Source organism: Methylorubrum rhodesianum (assembly GCF_014199985.1).
In the GTDB taxonomy this organism is placed as follows: Bacteria; Pseudomonadota; Alphaproteobacteria; order Rhizobiales; family Beijerinckiaceae; genus Methylobacterium; species Methylobacterium rhodesianum.
On record NZ_JACHOS010000009.1, the window covers coordinates 115,930 to 136,509 of the forward strand.

General features: G+C 68.8%; 14 protein-coding genes. 11 read left to right on the plus strand and 3 right to left on the minus strand.

Annotation, left to right across the window (positions count from 1 at the left end; translation table 11 throughout):
* Positions 1 to 7: 7 nt before the first annotated feature.
* Positions 8 to 1,432 carry a cytochrome ubiquinol oxidase subunit I gene (locus HNR01_RS14650; RefSeq protein WP_183668274.1) on the plus strand — a complete coding sequence of 475 codons (1,425 nt, stop codon included), beginning with the start codon at positions 8 to 10 and terminating at the stop codon, positions 1,430 to 1,432.
* 14 nt (positions 1,433 to 1,446) lie between these two features.
* The gene (gene cydB / locus HNR01_RS14655; RefSeq protein ID WP_017486835.1) at positions 1,447 to 2,457 is read left to right on the plus strand and encodes a cytochrome d ubiquinol oxidase subunit II; all 1,011 of its coding nucleotides are present in this window, start codon (positions 1,447 to 1,449) and stop codon (positions 2,455 to 2,457) included.
* Positions 2,458 to 3,320: 863 nt separating this feature from the next.
* On the opposite strand, the gene HNR01_RS14660 is transcribed toward cydB, so the two are convergent.
* Complete coding sequence (locus tag HNR01_RS14660; protein ID WP_183668276.1) at positions 3,321 to 4,052, minus strand: DUF4198 domain-containing protein; 732 nt, start codon at positions 4,050 to 4,052, stop codon at positions 3,321 to 3,323.
* Positions 4,053 to 4,551: 499 nt separating this feature from the next.
* Positions 4,552 to 7,563 carry a PAS domain-containing protein gene (locus HNR01_RS14665; protein ID WP_183668278.1) on the minus strand — a complete coding sequence of 1,004 codons (3,012 nt, stop codon included), beginning with the start codon at positions 7,561 to 7,563 and terminating at the stop codon, positions 4,552 to 4,554.
* Between the two features lie 397 nt (positions 7,564 to 7,960).
* Here HNR01_RS14665 and HNR01_RS14670 point away from each other — a divergent pair, with 397 nt between their 5' ends.
* Entirely contained in the window at positions 7,961 to 10,423 is a 2,463-nt protein-coding gene (locus HNR01_RS14670; RefSeq protein WP_183668280.1) for a PAS domain-containing protein, read from the plus strand.
* 171 nt (positions 10,424 to 10,594) lie between these two features.
* On the opposite strand, the gene HNR01_RS14675 is transcribed toward HNR01_RS14670, so the two are convergent.
* Positions 10,595 to 11,230 carry a DUF1269 domain-containing protein gene (locus HNR01_RS14675; RefSeq protein WP_183668281.1) on the minus strand — a complete coding sequence of 212 codons (636 nt, stop codon included), beginning with the start codon at positions 11,228 to 11,230 and terminating at the stop codon, positions 10,595 to 10,597.
* Positions 11,231 to 11,824: 594 nt separating this feature from the next.
* On the opposite strand from HNR01_RS14675, the gene HNR01_RS14680 reads away from it, so the two are divergent.
* The 8 genes from HNR01_RS14680 to HNR01_RS14715 all read left to right on the plus strand — a co-directional run bounded on the left by HNR01_RS14680 (position 11,825) and on the right by HNR01_RS14715 (position 20,550).
* Positions 11,825 to 13,792: an oleate hydratase gene (locus HNR01_RS14680; protein ID WP_183668283.1), complete on the plus strand. Its 1,968-nt coding sequence runs from the start codon at positions 11,825 to 11,827 to the stop codon at positions 13,790 to 13,792.
* A 401-nt stretch (positions 13,793 to 14,193) separates the two neighbouring features.
* A complete protein-coding gene (locus HNR01_RS14685; protein WP_183668285.1) occupies positions 14,194 to 15,255 on the plus strand; it encodes a DUF2778 domain-containing protein in 1,062 nt (353 codons plus the stop codon).
* 179 nt (positions 15,256 to 15,434) lie between these two features.
* Positions 15,435 to 15,896, plus strand: coding sequence for an urease accessory protein UreE (gene ureE / locus HNR01_RS14690; RefSeq protein ID WP_183668288.1), 462 nt, complete (start codon positions 15,435 to 15,437; stop codon positions 15,894 to 15,896).
* 4 nt (positions 15,897 to 15,900) lie between these two features.
* A complete protein-coding gene (locus HNR01_RS14695) occupies positions 15,901 to 16,581 on the plus strand; it encodes an urease accessory protein UreF (protein WP_017486843.1) in 681 nt (226 codons plus the stop codon).
* A gap of 14 nt (positions 16,582 to 16,595) precedes the next feature.
* Positions 16,596 to 17,291, plus strand: a complete 696-nt coding sequence (locus HNR01_RS14700) for an urease subunit gamma (RefSeq protein ID WP_017486844.1) — start codon at positions 16,596 to 16,598, stop codon at positions 17,289 to 17,291.
* Between the two features lie 15 nt (positions 17,292 to 17,306).
* Positions 17,307 to 19,019 carry an urease subunit alpha gene (gene ureC, locus HNR01_RS14705; protein WP_017486845.1) on the plus strand — a complete coding sequence of 571 codons (1,713 nt, stop codon included), beginning with the start codon at positions 17,307 to 17,309 and terminating at the stop codon, positions 19,017 to 19,019.
* Positions 19,016 to 19,666 (plus strand): urease accessory protein UreG, encoded by a 651-nt coding sequence (ureG, locus tag HNR01_RS14710; protein WP_017486846.1) that lies wholly within the window; start codon positions 19,016 to 19,018, stop codon positions 19,664 to 19,666. The genes ureC and ureG overlap by 4 nt, the downstream gene beginning before the upstream one ends.
* Positions 19,666 to 20,550 (plus strand): urease accessory protein UreD, encoded by an 885-nt coding sequence (locus tag HNR01_RS14715; RefSeq protein WP_183668290.1) that lies wholly within the window; start codon positions 19,666 to 19,668, stop codon positions 20,548 to 20,550. The genes ureG and HNR01_RS14715 overlap by 1 nt, the downstream gene beginning before the upstream one ends.
* Positions 20,551 to 20,580: the final 30 nt, after the last annotated feature.

The following is a 20,580-nucleotide window of genomic DNA, read 5'->3' on the forward strand; positions in this document are numbered from 1 at the left end:
ATGAGAGATGTTGGCCGACTATCTCCCCAGCGCACTCGATCTCGCCCGAGCCCAATTCGCCTTCACGGTCGTCTGGCATTTCCTGTTCCCGGCTTTCACGATCGGGCTGGCCAGCTTTCTCGCCGTACTGGAAGCATTCTGGCTCACCACGGGACGGGCCGTCTATCTCGATGCCTACCGCTACTGGCTGAAAGTCTTCGCCGTCGCGTTTGCCATGGGCGTCGTCTCCGGCCTCGTCATGAGTTACCAGTTCGGCACGAACTGGTCGGTCTTTTCCGACAAGACGGCTCCGGTTCTCGGCCCGCTTCTGGGCTACGAGGTTCTGACGGCCTTCTTCCTGGAGGCGGGCTTTCTCGGGGTCATGTTGTTCGGTCTGGAGCGCGTCGGCCCGCGCCTCCACTTCCTGGCCACCTGCCTCGTCGCGGTGGGCACGCTGATCTCGGCCTTCTGGATCCTGTCGGCCAATTCGTGGATGCAGACGCCCGCCGGCTACGTGATCGACGCCAACGGCCACTTCGCGCCGCAGGATTGGTGGGCGGTGATCTTCAACCCCTCGTTTCCCTTCCGTTTCGCCCACACCGTCACCGCCGCCTACCTGACCACCGCGATGATCGTGGGCGCGGTGGGGGCGTGGCACCTCTTGCGCGACCGGTCGAACCCGCGCGCCCGCCTGATGTTCTCGATGGCGATGTGGATGGCGGCGATCGTCGCCCCCGTGCAACTGGTCCTCGGCGACCTGCACGGGAGCAACACCTACCACTATCAGCCCGCCAAGGTCGCGGCGATGGAAGGCCATTTCGAGAGTGAGCGGCGCGCACCCTCGATCCTGTTCGGCTGGCCGGACGCACAGGTCGAGACGACGCGTTGGGCGATCGGCATCCCGGGGCTCGCGAGCCTGTATCTCGCCCATGACCTGAACGCCGAGGTACGTGGGCTGAAGGCGATGCCGCGCGACACCTGGCCGACCAACCTGCCGCTGGTGTTCTGGGCCTTCCGGGTCATGGTCGGGATCGGCTTCCTGATGATCGCGCTGGGCGTGGCCTCCCTCTATCTGCGCTGGAACGACCGCCTCTACACCGCGCGGTGGCTGCACCGCTGCGCGGTCGCGATGGGTCCGTCCGGCCTCGTCGCCGTCACGGCGGGCTGGGTCGTGACGGAATCCGGGCGTCAGCCCTTCACGGTCTACGGGCTGCTGCGCACCGCCGACAGCGCCTCACCCATCGCCGCCCCCGCCGTCGCGGCCTCGCTCGCCGCCTTCGCCGTGGTCTACTTCGTCGTGTTCGGGGCCGGCATCTGGTACCTCCTGCACCTCTTCAATCAGCCGCCGCGACCGCACGAGGCGGGCCCGCCCACCGGCCAGCCGGTCCGCACCGCCGGCATCACCCCAGCCCCGGCGCTCGCTGCCGCCCCGAATGCCCAGCCGGCCGAGTGAAGGAAGCGACGGCGATGTCTCTCGACCTCACGCTGATATGGGCCTTCCTGATCGCCACGGCCGTGTTCCTCTACGTTGCGATGGACGGGTTCGATCTCGGTATCGGCATCCTGTTCCCGGCCGTATCCGCCAAGGCCGACCGGGACGTGATGGTGAACTCCGTCGCGCCCGTATGGGACGGCAACGAGACTTGGCTGATCCTCGGCGGCGGCGGCCTGTTCGCCGTCTTCCCGCTGGCCTACGCGACGATCCTGCCGGCGCTCTACATGCCGTTGATCCTGATGCTGCTCGCCCTCGTGTTTCGCGGCGTCGCCTTCGAGATGCGCTTCCGCATGGTGACAGCGCGGGGTCAGCTCTGGTGGGATCGGGCCTTCTCCTGGGGAAGCTACGTAGCGGCCTTCTGCCAGGGCATCGCGCTCGGCGCCCTCGTTCAGGGCATTCGCATCGACGGCCGGGCCTATGCCGGCGGCTGGTGGGACTGGCTTACCCCGTTCTCCCTTCTGACCGGCGCGGCACTGGTCGTCGGCTACGGGCTGCTCGGAGCGTGCTGGCTCATCTGGAAGACGGGGGGAGAGCTGCAAATCCGCGCTTACCGCCTCGCCCGCCCGCTCGGCCTGGCGACTCTGCTCCTGATCGCGATCGTCTCGCTCACGATGCTTGTCCTCAGCATCCCCTTCCGCGAGCGATGGCTCTCCTTTCCCGGCATCCTCGTCGGGGCGCCGGTTCCCGTGCTCGTCGGCCTGCTGGCGCTGCGCTTCCAACGCGCGCTGGAGCGAAGGGAAGAGCTCATGCCCTTCCTCTGCGCGCTCGGCTTCTTCCTGCTGTCCTACATCGGCCTCGGCATCAGTCTCTGGCCGATGATCGTGCCGCCGGATATCACGATCTGGGCCGCGGCCACGCATCCGAGCAGCCAAGCCTTTCTACTCGCCGGTGCGGCGGTCCTGGTCCCGATGGTGCTCGGCTATACGGCCTACGTTTACTGGCTGTTCCGCGGCAAGGTCACGCCGGAATCCGGGTACCATTGACGGATGCCCGGCAGCCCAGCGTGGACCGCGACGCCGGCACCCCGGCCAACCTGCAGCTTGGCGCCTTCATCGACATCCTGCTCGAACAGGCCGCTGAACTCCCGCCCACTTATAGCGCGCCTGGTGCCTGCGGAATTCTTCGAGATTGGACCCAAACCACATCTCAGCGACCGACTGTGCGCCGCTGATCCCCGGCTCGCGCCGCCTTCGAAGATACCGAGACACCGAGCCAATTCGCACATTACAAGCAAATTGCGAGTCGCACAAAAAAAACATCTTGTGGTAGAAGCAAGCCGCCGCGGCACTTATTCATCCAGTCGAACATCAAATGACAATGGAGGATACGTCATGCCAAATGCCGCCATCTTCGCAATTTTTACTGCAACGCTGATGGGAGTGAATATCTACTCAGCGGCTCCTGCGATGAGCAGGCCCGGACAGATCATGACGACCCGCGACATGAGCATTGAATGTCATGGTAACGGTTGGGTCGGACGTGGCCCCGCCGCCTGCTGCAGCGGCCGCTGCAAAGTGCTCAAATCTAAGCGCTGCCGGTGTATCGGCAACAAGCCCTCATTTTAGAGCGCATTCCGACGAAGCGGCTGCCGATTCGTCGAAAGAGTGCACGTCAGAACAATGACCGAGAGCCGTATCCGGCCTAACGGAATCAGACCGGATACGGCTCTAGGACATCCCGCCACGCTCAGGCTGACGCATGAGATGGCGGGCGCAACGGCAGCCCGCCCGGAGCGGCGGCCGAAGACCCGATCCGCATCACCCTTCGGGATGGCGGATCCGGGCCTTGCTCAGGCACTGCGAAACCGGGTCAGGACGGTCTCCGCTTCGATCAGGCGGCTCTCGTCTCAGTTGGTCTTCGGGTCGATGACCGTGAAGGCGAGCGTCGCACCGTAGCTATCCGCATCGGCGAGGGCCGGGGTCTGCGAGGGGGTGACGCGGTGGCTGACACCGAGCACCTGCGGGCCGGCGCGGCGCAGCGGCACCACCGCCACGCCCGAGCCGTCCGTCGTCGCACGGGCCTGATCCGCCTCGCTCTTGAAGCTCACCCCGTCGGTGGCGACCACGCTGGCACCGTCGAGCGGACGGCCCTCGAACAGCACCCGCACCCGGATCTGGCCCGAGGCCGAGGTCGGCGCCTCCAGCGGAACGATCTCCAGCGTCTGGCCGACCACTGTCCCCCACGGCGCCGCCGGGCCGGACACCGCCTTGGCGAACTTCACCGACCACAGGCTCTTGTCGGCCTGCGGCAGCATCCGCTTGCTGGCATTGCGGTAGCTGCCGTCGGGCAGGCGCACCCAGTAGCCGTTGTCGTAAGCAGCCGCGAACAGCGCGTCGCCGCGATGGGCGGCGCTCAGGGTCGGGGCCGGGCCGGCCTCCAGCCTGGCCTTCAGCGCCACCGCGCCGGCGGGCTCGTAGGCGCTCAGGCTCATCAGCTTGCCCGCGCTCGGCAGTTCCGGCTCGTGGGGATGCCCGTAGAGCACCTGCACGCCGCTGCCGGTCGGGTCGAGCCAGAGGTCGTGGGCGGCGGCCGGGGCGGTGAGCGCGAGAAGGGCGGCGAGGAGGGCGGTCGGTTTCATCGGGGCGGTGCTCCTGTTGCAAAGCCGTAGGTGAGCCCGGTCGCGCGGTCGCGCGATCTCCGCGGCGCGGACCACGACGGTGGTGTCCGGCAGGGCCGGGATCGGAGAAGACAAAGCGGCCTTCAGGCCCGCGGCCGGGCTGGGGATCGTGGCCCCGCATTTCACCGGTGCGGGCGGCGCCGTGGCTTGCGACGCGTTCCCCACCACGGCCGGATCGCGCGCGAGACTGGCAAGCCTTGTCGCGTCGAGCGTGCCGGCCGATGCGAGCAGGTGTGTCAGGAGCGGCGACATCGGGCAACCCGGGCTCAAGGCATCCGAGCGGGACCAGACTTCAAATCGTGAGTATGCACAAGCCTGAATTTTTTCATACGTACGCGTCGCCGACGCGCGATCCGTCCCGTCATTGGCCGCCCCGATGCCGAGGCCGCCCCTGTTTCGAGCGCCGACGCGGGGGATCGGTCCGCCGGGCCGTCCGGACCGAACCTTGTCCCGCGTCGCCTCAGGCGGCGGCCTCGCCGCGCGGTTCCTGCATCGAGGCAAGCGGCGCTTCGAGGCGGCAGACGAGGCCGGTCGGCGCGTAGGTGAGCTTGACCTCTCCACCGACCTCGGCGGCGAAGCTGCGCTCGATCAGGCGCGAGCCGAAGCCGCGGCGCGAGGGCTGCGTCAGGATCGGCGGACCGCCCTGCTCGGTCCATGTCAGGCAGAAGCGGGGCACTTCTCCCTCGTGCACCACGTGCCAGCGCAGATCGACGGATCCCGCCTCGTTGGAAAGTGCGCCGTACTTGACTGCGTTGGTGGCCAATTCGTGCAGCGACAGGGCGAGCGAGAGCCCGGCCTTGGCGCCGAGCAGCACGCCCGGCCCGCTCGCGCGGATGCGTGCCGTCGCGGCACCGCGATGGACGGCCAGGGCGCCTTCGACGACCTCGATGATGGGGGCCTCGGTCCAGCTCGACCGGGTGAGGATGTCGTGCGCGCGGCCGAGCGAGATCAGGCGCGCGGCGAAGGCTTCACGGGCCGCGTCCGGATCCGGAGCGTTGCGGAAGGTCTGGCTGGCGATCGCCTGGACGAGGGCGAGCGTGTTCTTGACCCGGTGCTGCAACTCGCCGGTGAGCAGGCGCTGGTGCTCCTCGGCCCGCTTGCGCTCGCTGATGTCGAGCATCGCACCGATCATCCGCACGGCCGATCCGTGCCCGTCGCGGATGACGTAGCCCCGATCGAGGATGTCGGCGTAGCTGCCGTCCGCGCGCAGGAAACGGTACTCGTCGCTCCAGGCGGTGCCGGTCCCGTCGATGACGGCGTGAATGGAGGCGTCGATCCGCGCCCGGTCGTCGGGATGGATGTGGGCGATCCACCAGTCGCCGGTCGGATCGACCGCATCCGACGCATAGCCGTAGGCGACCGTGAGCGCCTCGTTCCAGAGGACGTGGTTGGTGGCGAGGTTCCAGTCCCAGATCGCGTCATTGGTGGCGCGGGCCGCAAGGCGGTAACGCTCCTCGGTCTCGCGCAGAGCCTGCTCGGCCCGCCGGCTCTGCGTGACGTCGCGCACGGTACCGATGAAGCGCACGGCGCGGCCCTCGGCGACGAAGACCTGTCCCTTGGCAGCGACCCAGCGCTCGACGCCGTCCTCCAGCCCAACGGTCCGGTAGGCGATGTCGTAGCTGCCGCTGCCGACCGGGTCGAGCGCGGCCTTGACCGCCGCATCGACCCAGTCCCGGTCGTCCGGATGCAGGCCCGCCAGGAAGACGTCGTAGCTGACGGGCGCCTCAGGATTCAGGCCGAACAGGGCGCGGGTGCGCACGTCCCATTCCAGCCTCTCCGTGACGAGGTCGTAGTCGAAGATGCCGGTGCCGGTGGCCTCGACGGCGAGGTACAACTGCTCCCGCGCCTTGCGCAGATCTTCCTCGGCCTGGCGCCGGTCGTGGATCTCGCTGTTGCTGCCGAGCCAGCCGACCACCGCGCCGCTCGCATCCTTCAGCGGCTCGGCCCGGATCAGGAACCAGCGATAGGTTCCGTCCCGACGCCGCAGGCGTGCCTCCGTGTCGTAGACGATCTCGCGGGTGCGGGCCGTGTCCCAGGCCAGGAGCAGGCCGTCGAGGTCGTCCGGGTGAATGGCCTCGCCCCAACCGAGTGGGAGCGCCTGTTCCGGCGTCTGGCCGGTATAGGCGTACCAGCGGTCGTTCAGGTAGCTGAGGCTGCCGTCCGGGTTGCCGAACCAGATGATGGCCGGGGCCAGTTCGGTGAGCGCCTCGAAACGCTCCTCGGCCACCTTGCGCTCGTGGATGTCGAGGGTGGTGCCGATCCAGCTCCTGAGGTCGCCCGCCTCGTCGCGCACGGGCCGCGCCCGCGACAGGAACCAGCGATACTGCCCGTCGGCCCGGCGGAGGGGGAATTCGACCTCGTAGGCGCCCTGGCTCCGCGCCGCCGCGAGCCACGCGTCGCGAACGCGCGCACGATGGTCGGGGTGGATCACGCCCATCCAGCTCGCCTCGCCGGTCTCGCCGGGGGGCAGCCCCGTGTAATGGTACCAGTAGGCGTTGCAGTAGGTGATGTTGCCGGCCTCGTCGCCGAACCACACCACCTGCGGGCTGACCTCGACCAGCGAGTGGTAGCGCATCTCGCTCTCCCGCAGCGCCGCCTCCGAGGCACGCGCCCCGGTGCGGTCACGCAGGATCTTGAGGTAGCCGATGAGGGCGCCGCCCTCGGAGGTCAGCGGCATCATCTCGCCCGAGGCCCAGAAGCGGGTCCCATCCCGGCGGATGTGCCAGCGCTCGTTCGGGGCGCTGCCGTTCTCCCGGGCCAGACGCATCTCGACCTCGGGCCGGCCTTCCGCCCGATCCTCCGGGGTGAAGAACGCATCGATGGCCCGACCCAGCATCTCGGCCTCGGTCCAGCCGAGGATGCGCTCGGCACCCGCGTTCCAGCGGGCGACGCGGCCCTCGGCATCGGTCGCCACGATCGCGTAATCGAGGGCGCTGTCGAGGATGCGCTCGTGCAGCAGGCGCTGCTCCGCCTGCTCCCGCAGCGAGCGGCGCAGCTCCATCTGCGCCATGGCTTGGCGGGCGAGCCGCATCAGGCCGCGGCGCTGCCGCTCCGACAGCTCGCGCGGCCGGGTGTCGAGGACGCAGACGGTACCGATCGGCTGGCCCTCGGCGGTCTTCAGCAGGGCGCCGGCATAGAAGCGCAGACCGGGCTCGCCGCTGACGAGGGGATTGCCGGCGAACCGCGGGTCGCGCGCCGCGTCCGGCACGTAGAGGAAGTCGTTGTGCAGGATGGCCTGCCGGCAGAAGGAGGTCTCGAGCGGCGTCTCGCGCACGCCGAGGCCGACCTCCGCCTTGAAGAATTGCCGCCCCTCGCCGACGAGGCTGACCAACGCGATGGGCGCCTCGCACAGCTCGGCGGCAGCCTCCGCGATCTCGTCGAAATCCTGTTCGCGCGGCGTGTCGAGCAACCGGTAGCGGTCCAAGGCGCGAAGGCGCGCAGCCTCTCGCTCGCTCGTCGTGGCGGGGTTCATCGTTCAGACAGGCTTGGGGCTACCGGATTGTTCCACCATGCGGGACCGGCTCAGGCGAAAGTGAGGCCGATCTGTGGGCGATGACAGCGCGTCGAGCGACGAAGGGTGCCGGATGCATCCACCGCACCGTCACAACTGTCTTGCGGCATCGAGTGGCAACCGGCGGCCGACCAGACCGGTTACAATCCAGGACATGCTGAAATGGCGCAGGCCGAGAGGCGCGCCCGCGATGAATCGATAGGTTACCCAACCACCATGCTTGGCCGCCCCCCTGGAAACGTGCAGTGCCCGACGGGCGCGGTTCGACCGGCTGTGACCGGCCGTCCGACCATCGCCGAGTGCGAGGCGGTGGACAGGCCGGCGCGCGGGGACTTTCGGGGCCCGGGCTTCGCGCATCATGGATGACGCTTTCGCGTTCCTGCCGCCCGGGGGAGAGACCGGCGCCGAGATCCGCGCCCGCGACTGGTCGGCGACCTCGCTCGGCCCGCCGGAGCGCTGGCCGCAATCGCTGCGCAGCGCGCTGTCGCTGATGCTGTCCTGTCCCACGGCGATGTTTCTCGCCTGGGGACCGGACCTGCTCTGCTTCTACAACGACGCCTACCGGCCGATCCTCGGATACCGGCTCGCGACGGCCCTGGGCCAGCCCTTCCGCGAGGTCTGGGCGAGCATCTGGGACGAGATCGGCCCGCTGGTGGACGCGACCCTGGCGGGCGAGAGCCAGACGCTCACCGACGTCATGCTCGACCTCTCGCGCGAGGGGAGACCCGAGCAGGGCTGGTGGTCCTTCACCTACTCGCCCGCCTACGACGAGGCCGGCGCCGTCAGCGGCCTGTTCTGCGTCACGGCCGAGACGACGGACCGCGTTCTCGGCGAACGGCGCCTGCGCGAGAGCGAGGACCATTACCGCCACACGGTCGAGCTCAATCCGCAGGTGCCCTGGACCTGCGACCCGGACGGCAACATCACGTCCTACTCGAACCGCTGGCTCGAACTGACCGGGCAGGCCCCGGGCGAGCCGGACGGCGCCGGCTGGGCCAAGTCGCTTCATCCCGATGACGTGCCCTGGACCATGACCGTGTTCGCGAACTGCCTCGCCTCGGGCGGGCCGGTCGATGTGGACTACCGCATCCGCATCGCCCGTACCGGCGAGTACCGCTGGATGCGGGCGCGCGCCCGGCCGCGACGCGACGCGGCCGGCGCGATCATCCGCTGGTACGGCGTCGTCGAGGATGTCCACGACCGCAAGCTCGCCGAGGAGCGGCTGCAGGAGATGAACGCCACGCTGGAGCGGCGCGTCGCGGATGCGCTCGCTCAGCGCAAGCTCTGGGCCGACGTGTTCGAGACCACCGACGCGCTCGTGGCCGCACTCGACCACGATTACCGCGTGCTCGCCGTGAACCGGGCCTATGCGGACGAGTTCGAGAGCCTCTACGGCGTGCGGCCGGGGGTCGGCGACGATCTCCTCGTCCTGCTCGGCGGCCACCCCGACCAGCGCGCCGCGGCGCAGGCGGTCTGGTCCCGCGCCCTGTCCGGGGAGGAGTTCTCCCTGGTCGAGGCGTTCGGTGATCCGGAGCGCCGGCGCTCCTCCTACGAGCTTCGGTTCACGACGCTGCGGGACACGGGAGGACGGCGGATCGGCGCATTCCAGTACGCCCAGGACGTCACCGAGCGGCTGCGCAGCCAGGAGCAGCTCGCCCGGGCGGAGGAGGCGCTCCGCCATGCCCAGAAGATGGAGGCCGTGGGGCAGCTGACCGGGGGCGTGGCGCATGACTTCAACAACCTGCTGACCATCATCCGCTCCTCGGTCGAGTTCCTGCGCCGTCCGAACCTTCCGGAGGAGCGGCGAAGCCGCTACCTGGAGGCGGTGTCGGACACGGTCGACCGCGCCGCCAAGCTGACGAGCCAGCTCCTGTCGTTCGCCCGACGCCAGCCCCTCAAGCCCGAGGTGTTCGACCTCGGCGAGCGGCTTCGCGGCGTGGCCGACATGCTGAACGCGGTGACCGGCACCCGTATCCGCATCGTCGCGGAGGTGCCGGAGGCGGCCTGCCACGTGCGGGTCGACCCGAGCCAGTTCGAGACCGCGCTGGTCAACCTCGCGGTCAATGCCCGCGACGCGGTGGCCGGCGAGGGCACGCTGACGCTCCGGCTCGCCTGCGGGGCGGCGCTGCCCTCGATCCGCGGCCATGCCGGCGCGGCCGGGCCCTTCGCCGCGCTCTCGGTGTCCGACGACGGAACCGGGATCGCACCGGAGCATCTGACGCGCATCTTCGAGCCCTTCTACACCACCAAGGCGGTGGGCAAGGGCACAGGGTTGGGGCTGAGCCAGGTCATCGGCTTCGCCAAGCAATCGGGCGGCGACATCGACGTGGCGAGCGAACTAGGGAACGGCGCCACCTTCACGCTCTATCTCCCCCAAGTCGACGCGCCCGAGCCGGAGGCGAAGACAGGCGAGGACGCGGCCGAAGTCCCGGCCGAGGAGCGGGCGCTCTGCGTGCTCGTGGTCGAGGACAACCTCGATGTCGGGCGCTTCTGCACGCAGCTTCTGGAGGATCTCGGCCACTCGATCGTCTGGGCGCACGACGCCGAGGCGGCGCTCGTCGAGTTCGAGAAGGTGCCGTTCCGGTTCGACGCCGTCTTCTCGGACGTGGTGATGCCGGGGATGGGCGGGGTCGAGCTCGCCCGGCGGCTGAAGGCCAGCCACCCGAACCTGCCGATCATCCTGACCACCGGCTACAGCGACGTGCTGGCGCAGGACGACGCGCACGGCTTCGACCTCGTCCGCAAGCCCTACTCGGCCGAGCAGGTCGCACGGGCCCTGCGCGGTATCCCGAACCGGCGCCGCCGACTGATCCCGGCCTGAGGCGGTGTCCTGGGGCGGCGTCCTGGCGACATCGCTTCCATCGAATGACTCCCTACGGCATTGCGCCCGATCGAAGCGGACAACCGTATCGGCAAGCTCCGTGCGGCGCTTGAGCAAGGCGCAAATCCGCCGTCCCGAAGGAAGGGCGGCCGGGATTCGATCCGAGGCCGATCAGGCGCCCGTCGGACCGGTCGAGCCGCCGGCGGGAGGTTGCGGGCTGCCGCCGACCCCCGGCTCCGGTGCGGCCGTGCCGTCGGCGGACGGCGATGCCGCCTCGGCGCTTCCGGGCATCGACACCTCCCGTCCCGCCAAAGCCGCCTGCAAGCGGCTTTCCTGCTCCGGCGAGAGGGAGGAGCGGATCACCCGCCCCCGGAATTGCGACATCTGCGCGAGGACCTTCTCCGGCTGCGCTCGGCGCACGAGGATGAACAGGGCCGAGGTGTTCGGCTGCACCGCCTCGGCGACGGAGCGGATGAAATCATCGTTGATGCCGTAATCGGCGAGCTTGCCCGACAGGGCCCCCGCACCGGCGCCGAGAGCGGCCCCCGTGGCGAGTCCGAGCAGCGGGTTGAGGAACAGGAGGCCGACCAGCGAGCCCCACATCGCGCCCCAGATGCCGCCGGAGGCCGCCCCGGCTCCGACCAGATCGACGCTCTGCTTGAGCCGCAGCTTGCCGTCGGAAGTCCGAAGGGCGACCACCGCATCCTCCAGATCGATCAGGTATTCGGACTGCAGGCGTGCCAACTCGTTCAGAGCGCGGTCCGCCTCGTGCGGACCCTCGAAGCCAATCACCACAAGCTCGGCCATTCGTCTCTCCTCGCTGCCATTCGTTTCTCCTCGCTGAATGAGGCGCGACGGGTGTTTCAGGCGGCTCGGTCGGGATGCCGAACCGACCCTGCCGACGCCGACCGGCGACGGAGACACCCGGAACGAGCAGACGGCATCACCACCGAAAATCTCGCCGACAGCCGCGCAACCTCCGCGCTATGGCTCTGGAAGTTCTTCGGCGTCGCGCATCCGCCGAAAACCCACCGCCGAAGCGATGGCAGCGCACATGCGCCCACCAAAATCTGCGATGCGGCTGAAATGCACGGCAATCAAAGCAGATCTACAGATACGCCCTTACTCTGAACCGTGTCGTTGCCGAGATACAACCTTCGCCTCACCAAGCTTTGAGAGCGGATTTCCAATCCTACCCCACAAATCGGCAGCATCAATTGATCTGCCTCATTGGATTGCCCGACCGTTGGGCCGAGACAATGCTCCGGCGTGCAAACCAAGGTTTCAACCGTGCGTGGGCCAAGCCCTCGCCCGGCGGCCATGCCCGCAACGGCGAATCGCTAACGGCCGGATCCGTCACACCGGAGCCAGGACACCGTCCGCTTTCCTGGGAGAAGCGCTATGGCTGGGGCCCATCCGAGCCAAGAAGGCCGCGAGTTCATCGTCGAAGCGGACGCGTCGGCGGCCTATTGGCGCCATCGGCCCGACAACACGCTACCGCCCCCGGACATGATGGGCGCCTACATGCGCAACCGGCCCGTGCCGGACCGGCGGGTGGAAGGGCGCAAGGCTTGGATCATCGGCAGCGGCATCGCCGGGCTGGCGGCGGCCTTCTATATGATCCGCGACGGCGGCATGAAGGGTGAGGACATCACGATCCTCGACGCCCTGACGGTCGAGGGCGGCTCCCTCGACGGTGCCGGCAATCCGGAGGACGGCTACATCATCCGCGGTGGCCGCGAGATGAACTGGAACTACGACAATCTCTGGGACATGTTCCAGGATGTTCAGGCGCTCGAACTGCCGGAGGGCTATAGCGTCCTCGACGAATATCGGCTCGTCAACGACCGCGACCCCAACTACTCCAAAGCGCGGCTCATGCACCGCCAGGGACAGATCCGTGATTTCTCCAGGTTCGGCCTCAGCAAATCCCAGCAATGGGAGCTGATCCGGCTGCTGCTCAAACGCAAGGAAGATCTCGACGACATTACGATCGAGCAATATTTCAGCCCTGGATTTCTTGAGACAAATTTCTGGTTTCTTTGGCGCTCCATGTTCGCCTTCGAGAACTGGCAGAGCCTCCTCGAGATGAAGCTCTACATGCACCGCTTCCTCGATGCCATCGACGGATTGACGGACATGTCGGCGCTCGTCTTTCCGAAATACAATCAGTACGACAGCTTCGTCCGCCCGCTGGTCAGCCACCTTCAGAGCCACGGTGTGACGGTGCGCTTCGGCGTACGGGCCTACGATCTCACGATGAGCGTCGATGGCGAGACCCGGACCGTCACGGGCATCCGGACCCGGACGGACGGCAAGGACGAGGTCATTCCGGTCGAGGCCGAGGACGTGGTCTTCGCCCTGACGGGCTCGATGACCGAGGGCACGGCCTACGGCGACATGGACCGCGCCCCGGTCCTTGAACGCGGCCGGCATGATCCGGGCGAGGACAGCGATTGGACACTCTGGAAGAATCTGGCCGAAAAATCCCCGGTCTTCGGAAAACCCGCAAAGTTCTACGGCGATACCGAGAAATCGATGTGGGAGTCGGTGACGCTGACCTGCGAACCCTCGCCCCTCGTCGAGCGATTGAGGGAGTTGGCGGTCAACGATCCCTATTCGGGCAGGACCGTGACGGGCGGAATCATCACCTTCACGGATTCGAACTGGGTGCTGAGCGTGACCTGCAACCGCCAGCCGCATTTTCCGGGACAGCCCCGGGACGTGCTGGTCCTCTGGGCCTACGCGCTCCTGATGGACAGGGATGGAAACCATGTCAGGAAGCCGATGCCGGCCTGTACCGGCCGGGAGATCTTGAGCGAACTCTGCTACCACCTCGGAATTGCCGATCAGTGCGAGGCGGTTGCGGCGAAGACGAAGGTACGCCTCGCGCTCATGCCCTACATCACGGCGATGTTCATGCCCCGCGCCGCGGGCGACCGGCCGCACGTGGTGCCGAAGGGCTGCACGAATCTGGGCCTGATGGGCCAGTTCGTCGAAACCTCGAACGACATCATCTTCACGATGGACAGCTCGATCCGCACCGCGCGGGTGGCGGTCTATACGCTGCTCGATCTGCCCAAACAGGTGCCGGATATCAGCCCCGTACAGTACGACATCCGCAATCTTCTCAAAGCGGCGCGCGCCCTGAACAACAACGAGCCCTTCCCAGGCGAACGCCTGCTGCACCGGTTGCTCGGCCGAACCTACTACGCCCATATCCTGCCGCCCCTGCCTGACCTCGAGGGGCCGCCGCGCGGATCGGCTCAGCTCGAAATGAAGCATCTGCTCAGCAAGAGGCGTCACGCGCTGAACCTCATCAGCGCCTCCTTCGAGCAGATTCGCGGCCATATCCGGTCGCAGAAATGATTCAGGCACTCAGGGACTGCAGGACCCTGCACACCTCATCAAAAGCGCAATCATCGACCCAGATCGCCTAGATCGTACAATTAATATTAATAAACAATATATATTGAGATTTTTCCGAGCCAGACAAGCGTCTGGATATTTGAATTGAAATCGAAAGTAGCGAAACCGCCCGTCCGACATACGCTCACCGGAGGCGAGGCCGCGGTCTTCCTCTGCCGACCCGGCCCAGAGTCCGCTCCGGTTTTACCCCCGCCCGACCACGATCTCGCCCCAGAATCGCCGAGTGCCGCCGCACATTTGGTTAACGACACATGAGCCGGCGGCGGGGGCATCGCGCCCGTGCCGACAGGGCGGTTCGGGAGCGAAGGCCGCTCCGGGACGAGATTTCGGGCGGCGCGAGCATGGCACATCCTCTCCTTTCATGGGCTCTGCCCACGGCTGCCTATCTGAGCGCGGCGCTGATCCTGGCCTCCTCCGCCCCGTTCGGATCGCTCGGTCTGCCGCCCCGGCACACCGTCGTGCTGCCGCTCGCGGTGGAGCCGGCGGCACTGCCGGCTGTGGTGGCCGAGGCCGTTGCCCAAGAACCGGTTCAAGAACCGGTTCAGGGGTCGGCCGAAGCGCCGCCCCCCGCACCGGAGGTCGTGGAGCCGCAGGATGTCGCCCTCGCCGAGTGGGGCCCGCAGCCACTGCCCGCTCCCACCGACGCCCGTTTCGGCATGGCGGCCCTGTTCTGGCTTCCGGACCCGCCGCGGGAGACCGCAATCGCCCAGCGCGTGCCCCTGCCGGTGCGGCGCCCGCCCGAACTGACCAGCCTCGGAGCGGCCGCCGCCCTGCGCCGGGCCGAGCGGCTCGCCGCCCGCCGGACCGCCGTGGCGGCCGCGCCGGTTGAGACGGAGGACACCCGCACCTTCTTCGAGAAGCTGCTCGGTGTCGAGAAACCCAGCTCCCCCACGCCGGCCCTCGCCTATACGGCCCTGGAGAGCGGCGCCGTCGAGTCGGCCGCCCGCCGGCCGCTCACCGCGCCGAGCCCGATCGCGCCGCCAGCCGGCGAAGGCGGTATCGCCGTCTACGACATCAGTGCCCAGAGCGTGGTTCTGCCGAACGGCGAGCGACTGGAGGCGCATTCCGGTCTCGGCGAGAGCATGGACGACCCGCGCTTCGTCCATCTGAAGATGCGCGGCCCGACGCCGCCGGGCACCTACGACCTGACGGAGCGCGAGGCGCCGTTCCACGGCGTGCGGGCGCTCCGGCTCACGCCGGTCGGCGGCAGCGAGGCGATCTACGGCCGCGTCGGCCTACTCACCCACACCTATCTGCTCGGCCCCAACGGCGCCTCGAATGGCTGCATCTCGTTCAAGGATTACGACAGGTTCCTGCAGGCCTATCTGCGCGGCGAGGTTCGCCGCGTCGTGGTCGTCCCGGGCCGCGGCCGCGATACCAACCCGCTGGTCGCATCGCGGTAACGGCGCCCAACGCCACACACGCTTTCTTTCTGAGAAAAATTAATTCTCTTTACGCTCGATTCTGGCCTGATCTTCGCATAGGGTCCGAGCGGTGCAGGAACCGCGCGGCGGTTTCGGCGCCCGAAGACCAACCCGGCCCGCTGTCGGGCGGGGTGTCGTGTGTATCGGAGTCGTGGCGTATGCGTGTGATCCAACGCGTTCTGGGCAGCCGGTCGGAGGCTGGTCTCGCCGAGCGCCTGCATCACCTCGAGCACCACGGCGCGGTCGACATTCTGCGGGTGCCGAGCGCCGACGTGGCCCGCCGCCGCCTCCGGGCGAAGACGCTGGCCGGCGAGGAGATCGCGCTCGCCCTGCCGCGGGATCAGTCCCTGTTCGACGGGGCCGTGCTCGTCCTCGACGACCATCATGCCCTGGTCGCCCGCGTCGGGACCGAGCGCTGGCTGCGGCTGGTACCGGCGGACGCTGCCGACGCGCTCGAGCTCGGCTATCATGCCGGCAACCTGCACTGGCGGGTGCGCTTCGACGGCGGGGCGATCCTCGTGGCGCTGGAGGGACCGGCGGAGGACTACCTCGTGCGACTCGGCGCACTGGTCACGGAGGGGCGCGTCGCCCACTCCGTCGATGCAGGCGAGGAGGGCTGAGGCGTTGCTCGCCGCCCTGACCGCGCTCCAGCAGGCCGACACCGCCTTCCCGAGCGGCAGCTTCGCCTTCTCCAACGGCCTCGAAGGCTTGATCGCGGACAATCCCACCTTCGACGAGGCGGCCCTCGCCCGCACCCTCGCGGCCGCCCTGCGCTTCCGCTGGGCCGGCACCGACCGGGTCGCGCTGATCCTCGCCCACCGCGCAGGTCCGGCGATCGAGCGGCTCGCGGCCATCGACGCGGCGCTCGAGGCCGCCTCGCTGTCCGAACCGATGCGGGTCGGCAGCCGCCGCAACGGCGCCTCGCTGCTCGCCTCGCATGCCCGTCTCGGCACGCCGGGCGCCGCCGAACTGCGCGCGGCGGTGCGGGCGGGCCGGCTACTCGGACATCTTCCCGTGGTGCAGGGCGCGCTGTGGCCGGCCCTCGGCCTCGACGAGCGCAATGCGGCCTCCGTCTCCGGCTACCTCTTCGCCAGCGGCCTGACCTCGGCGGCGGTGCGGCTCGGCGCCATCGGCGCCATCGAGGCGCAGCGGAGCTTGAGCGGCGCGCTGCCGCTGATCGCCGAACTGCTGGATGAGCGGGTGCCCGAACCGGAGGGCGAGATCGAGCTCACCGGCTTCACCCCACTGATCGAGATCGCCGCGATGCGCCAAGCCCAGGCCGAGTTGCGCCTGTTCGCGAACTGAAAGGAGCCGCGCCGATGCTGCTGACGCCGACCGAGATGGAACGGCTCACGATCTTCACCGCCGCCGAACTCGCCCGCAAGCGGCGGGCACGGGGGCTGAAGCTCAACTACCCGGAAGCGGTGGCGATCATCACCGACGAGATCCTAGAGGGCGCCCGCGACGGGCGCTCCGTGGCCGACCTGATCGGCTGGGGCTCGACCATCCTGACCACCGGCGACGTGATGCCGGGCGTCGCCTCCATGATGCCGATCCTGCAGGTCGAGTGCGTGTTTCCCGACGGCACCAAGCTCGTCACCGTCCACGAGCCGATCCGGCCCGCGGAGGGCGCGGCGCCCGACACGCTGGAGCCCGGCGCGATCCTGCCGGCGGAGGGCGAGATCGAGCTCGGCGCCGGCCGCCCGAGGGTGAGCCTGGAGGTCGTCAACACCGGCGACCGGCCGGTGCAGATCGGCTCGCACTACCACTTCTTCGAGGTCAACCGGGCGCTCGATTTCGACCGGGCCAAGGCGCTGGGCTTTCGCCTCGACATCCCGGCGGGCACCGCCGTGCGGTTCGAGCCGGGCCAACGCAAGACGGTGACGCTCACGGGCTTCGGCGGCGCGAAAGAACTCACCGGCCTCAACAACCTGACGCAGGGCAAGCTCGATTCCGACGCCGCCCGCGCCGACGCGCTGGCGCGCGCCCGGGCCCGCGGCTTCAAAGGCGCCTGAGGGAGACTGAGAATCATGGTCACGATCCCTCGGCGCGACTACGCCGCCCTCTACGGCCCCACCACCGGCGACGGCGTGCGGCTCGCCGATACCTCGCTCATCGCGGTGGTCGAGCACGACCACGCGGTCTACGGCGACGAGTGCCTGCACGGCGGCGGCAAGACGCTGCGCGACGGCATCGGCCTCGCCCCCGGCGTCACGGCGGCGCAGGGCGCGCTCGACTTCCTCCTGTGCAACGTCCTCGTGATCGATCCGGTGATCGGCATCGTGAAGGGCGATCTCGGCATCAAGGATGGGCGCATCGTCGGTCTCGGCAAGGCCGGCAACCCGGCGATCATGGACGGAGTCGATCCCCGCCTGATCGTATCGGCCGGCACCACGGTGCGCGACTGCGAGGGGCTGATCGCCACGCCGGGCGCCATCGACGTCCACGTGCACTTCGATTCCGCCGGGTTGCCCGACCACGCCATCGCCTCCGGCATCACCACGCTTCTCGGCGGTTCGCTCGGGCCGATCACGGTCGGCATCGATTCCGGCGGGCCGTTCAACACGGGAAAAATGCTCCAGGCGGCGGAAGCCTGGCCCGTCAATTTCGGTTTTCTGGGCCGGGGCAACACGCATAAGCCCGCCGCTCTCAAGGAGCAGCTCGAGACCGGCGTGCTCGGCTTGAAGATCCATGAGGATTGGGGGGCGATGCCGGCGGCGATCGATTCCTGCCTCGCCTTCGCCGACGAGCACGACTTCCAGGTCCAGCTCCACACCGACACGCTGAACGAATCCGGCTTCGTGGAGGACACGCTGGCGGCGATCGGCGGGCGCACGATCCACATGTACCACACGGAGGGCGCCGGCGGCGGCCACGCGCCGGACATCATCCGCGTGGCGGGGCTGCCCCACTGCCTGCCCTCCTCGACGAACCCGACCAATCCCTACACGGTCAACACCTTCGACGAGCACCTCGACATGACGATGGTGTGCCACCACCTCAATCCGGCCCTGCCGGAGGATGTGGCCTTCGCCGAGAGCCGCATCCGGGCGCAGACCATCGCGGCCGAGGACGTGCTGCACGATATCGGCGCGATCTCGATGCTCGGCTCCGACAGCCAGGGCATGGGCCGCATCCACGAGGTGATCTGCCGGACGTGGCAGCTCGCCTCCAAGATGAAGGACCAGCGGGGCAGCCTGCCGGAGGAGCGGCCGGGCTTCGGCGACAACGCCCGGATCAAGCGCTACATCGCCAAATACACGATCAACGCCGCGCGCACCTTCGGCATCCAGGACCACATCGGCTCGCTGGAGCCCGGCAAGATGGCCGATATCGTGATCTGGCGCCCGGCCTTCTTCGGCATCAAGCCGGAACTGGTGATCAAGGGCGGCTTCATCGCCTGGGGCGCCATGGGCGATTCCGCCGCCTCGCTGATGACCTGCGAGCCGATGCTGATGCGCCCGCAATGGGGCGCCTTCGGCCTCGCCAAGCAGGGGCTGTCGGCCTGCTTCGTCCACCCGCTGGCGATTCAAGGCGGCCTCCGCGAGAGTCTGGGCCTGCGCAAAAGCCTGTTGCCGGCCCGCGGCACCCGCACGCTGACCAAGGCCGACATGCTCTGGAACGATGCCTGCCCGGACATCCGGGTCGATCCGCAGACCTTCGAGGTCTTCGTCGATGGGGAGCTCGCCACCTGCGAGCCCGCGACCGTCCTGCCGCTCGCCCAACGCTACATGCTGCGATGACCGCTTCCGCTCTCCCCTCCCCCGCCCTGTCCGAGCCCGTCACCGCCGCCCGCATCGGCATCGGCGGCCCGGTCGGCTCAGGGAAAACCGCGCTGATCGAGCGGCTGATCCCAGCGCTTCAGGCGCGCGGGATCGATCTCGCGGTGGTCACCAACGACCTCGTGACGAAAGAAGACGCCGAGCGCCTGCGCCGCTCCGGGCTGATCGATCCGGCCCGGGTCGAGGCGGTGGAAGCAGGCGCCTGCCCGCACACCGTCATCCGCGAGGACCCGACCCTCAACATCGCCGCCGGCGACGATCTGGAGGCGAAGTTTCCCGGCCTCCAGCTCCTGATCTTCGAATCGGGGGGCGACAACCTCGCCTCGACCTTCTCCCTCGATCTCGTCGATTGGTGGATCTTCGTCATCGACGTGGCGGGCGGCGACGACATCCCGCGCAAGCGCGGGCCGGGCGTGCTGCGCTGCGACCTCCTCGTCATCAACAAGGTCGATCTCGCGCCCCATGTCGGCGTCGATCTCTCCGGGATGCTGGCCGAGGCCGCGCGGGTGCGGGGCGAGAAGCCCGTGGCCGCCACCAATGCCCGCTCCGGCGAGGGCGTGGAGGCGGTGGCCGACGCGATCTGCCGCGCCGTGCTGTTCGCCCCGTGATGGCCCTGTCGCTCGACGGCCTTCCCGAGATGCCCGCCCCGGCCGAGGCGGCCGCCGCACCGGTCGGGCGCCGGGTGCGGGCCTCCCTCGTCTTCGCCCGCGGCGGCGGTACCACCATGCTGTCGCGGCAGGTCGTGCCCTACCCGTTCCACATCACCCGCGCCTTCCGGATGCATCCGGAGAGCCCAGATCTCGCCACGCTCTACCTGCAATCGGCCTCCGGCGGCCTCTACGCCGCCGACCACCTCACCCTCGACATCGCGGCGCGCTCAGGCGCACGGGCCCATGTCACGACCCAGGCCGGCACGGTGGTGCATCGCGGCGGGCCGGAACCGACCCGCCAGGAGACGCGGCTCGCCATCGCGGCCGATGCCCTGCTCGCGCTCAATCCCGATCCGCTGATCCTGTTTCCCGGCGCCCATCTCGCGGTCTCGACCGAGATCACCGCCGAGCCGGGCGCCCGCGCCATCGTCACCGAGAGCGTGGCCTGCCACGATCCCCTCGGCCAGGGTCGGCCGTTCGACCGGCTCGACCTCGGCCTGACGATCCGGACGCCCGAGGGCCGCGCGCTGGTGCGGGAGCGCAGCCGGATCGACGGGGCGGCCTTCACAGCCCCGGATTCGCCGATGGGCGGCCACCGGGCCTACGGCACGATGGTCGTCCTCGGCGCGCCCGAGGATGCGCGCCTCGCCGGCCCCCTCCTGCGGCAGACCTCGGACGCGGCGGGCTGCCTGACCGGCGTGAGCCCGCTGCCCAACGGGGCGGGCCTCGGCCTGCGCCTGCTCGCGCCGGACGGCGGCGCCCTCTCGGCCGGCATGGAGGCGCTGTTCCGGATCGTGTTCGAAGCCATGAGCGGATGTGCGCCTGGGCGGCGGCGCAAGTAGATATTTTTCCAAAAGGCCAACCAGGCGGCA

What these genes read in the sequence shown, in the direction of transcription:
- HNR01_RS14675 (WP_183668281.1), bottom strand. Translation starts at nt 11,230, where the DNA reads ATGGCCGAGCTTGTGGTGATTGGCTTCGAGGGTCCGCACGAGGCGGAC.
- ureC (WP_017486845.1), top strand. Translation starts at nt 17,307, where the DNA reads ATGGTCACGATCCCTCGGCGCGACTACGCCGCCCTCTACGGCCCCACC.
- cydB (WP_017486835.1), top strand. Translation starts at nt 1,447, where the DNA reads ATGTCTCTCGACCTCACGCTGATATGGGCCTTCCTGATCGCCACGGCC.
- HNR01_RS14670 (WP_183668280.1), top strand. Translation starts at nt 7,961, where the DNA reads ATGGATGACGCTTTCGCGTTCCTGCCGCCCGGGGGAGAGACCGGCGCC.
- HNR01_RS14660 (WP_183668276.1), bottom strand. Translation starts at nt 4,052, where the DNA reads ATGAAACCGACCGCCCTCCTCGCCGCCCTTCTCGCGCTCACCGCCCCG.
- ureE (WP_183668288.1), top strand. Translation starts at nt 15,435, where the DNA reads ATGCGTGTGATCCAACGCGTTCTGGGCAGCCGGTCGGAGGCTGGTCTC.
- ureG (WP_017486846.1), top strand. Translation starts at nt 19,016, where the DNA reads ATGACCGCTTCCGCTCTCCCCTCCCCCGCCCTGTCCGAGCCCGTCACC.
- HNR01_RS14715 (WP_183668290.1), top strand. Translation starts at nt 19,666, where the DNA reads ATGGCCCTGTCGCTCGACGGCCTTCCCGAGATGCCCGCCCCGGCCGAG.
- HNR01_RS14700 (WP_017486844.1), top strand. Translation starts at nt 16,596, where the DNA reads ATGCTGCTGACGCCGACCGAGATGGAACGGCTCACGATCTTCACCGCC.
- HNR01_RS14650 (WP_183668274.1), top strand. Translation starts at nt 8, where the DNA reads ATGTTGGCCGACTATCTCCCCAGCGCACTCGATCTCGCCCGAGCCCAA.
- HNR01_RS14680 (WP_183668283.1), top strand. Translation starts at nt 11,825, where the DNA reads ATGGCTGGGGCCCATCCGAGCCAAGAAGGCCGCGAGTTCATCGTCGAA.
- HNR01_RS14665 (WP_183668278.1), bottom strand. Translation starts at nt 7,563, where the DNA reads ATGAACCCCGCCACGACGAGCGAGCGAGAGGCTGCGCGCCTTCGCGCC.
- HNR01_RS14685 (WP_183668285.1), top strand. Translation starts at nt 14,194, where the DNA reads ATGGCACATCCTCTCCTTTCATGGGCTCTGCCCACGGCTGCCTATCTG.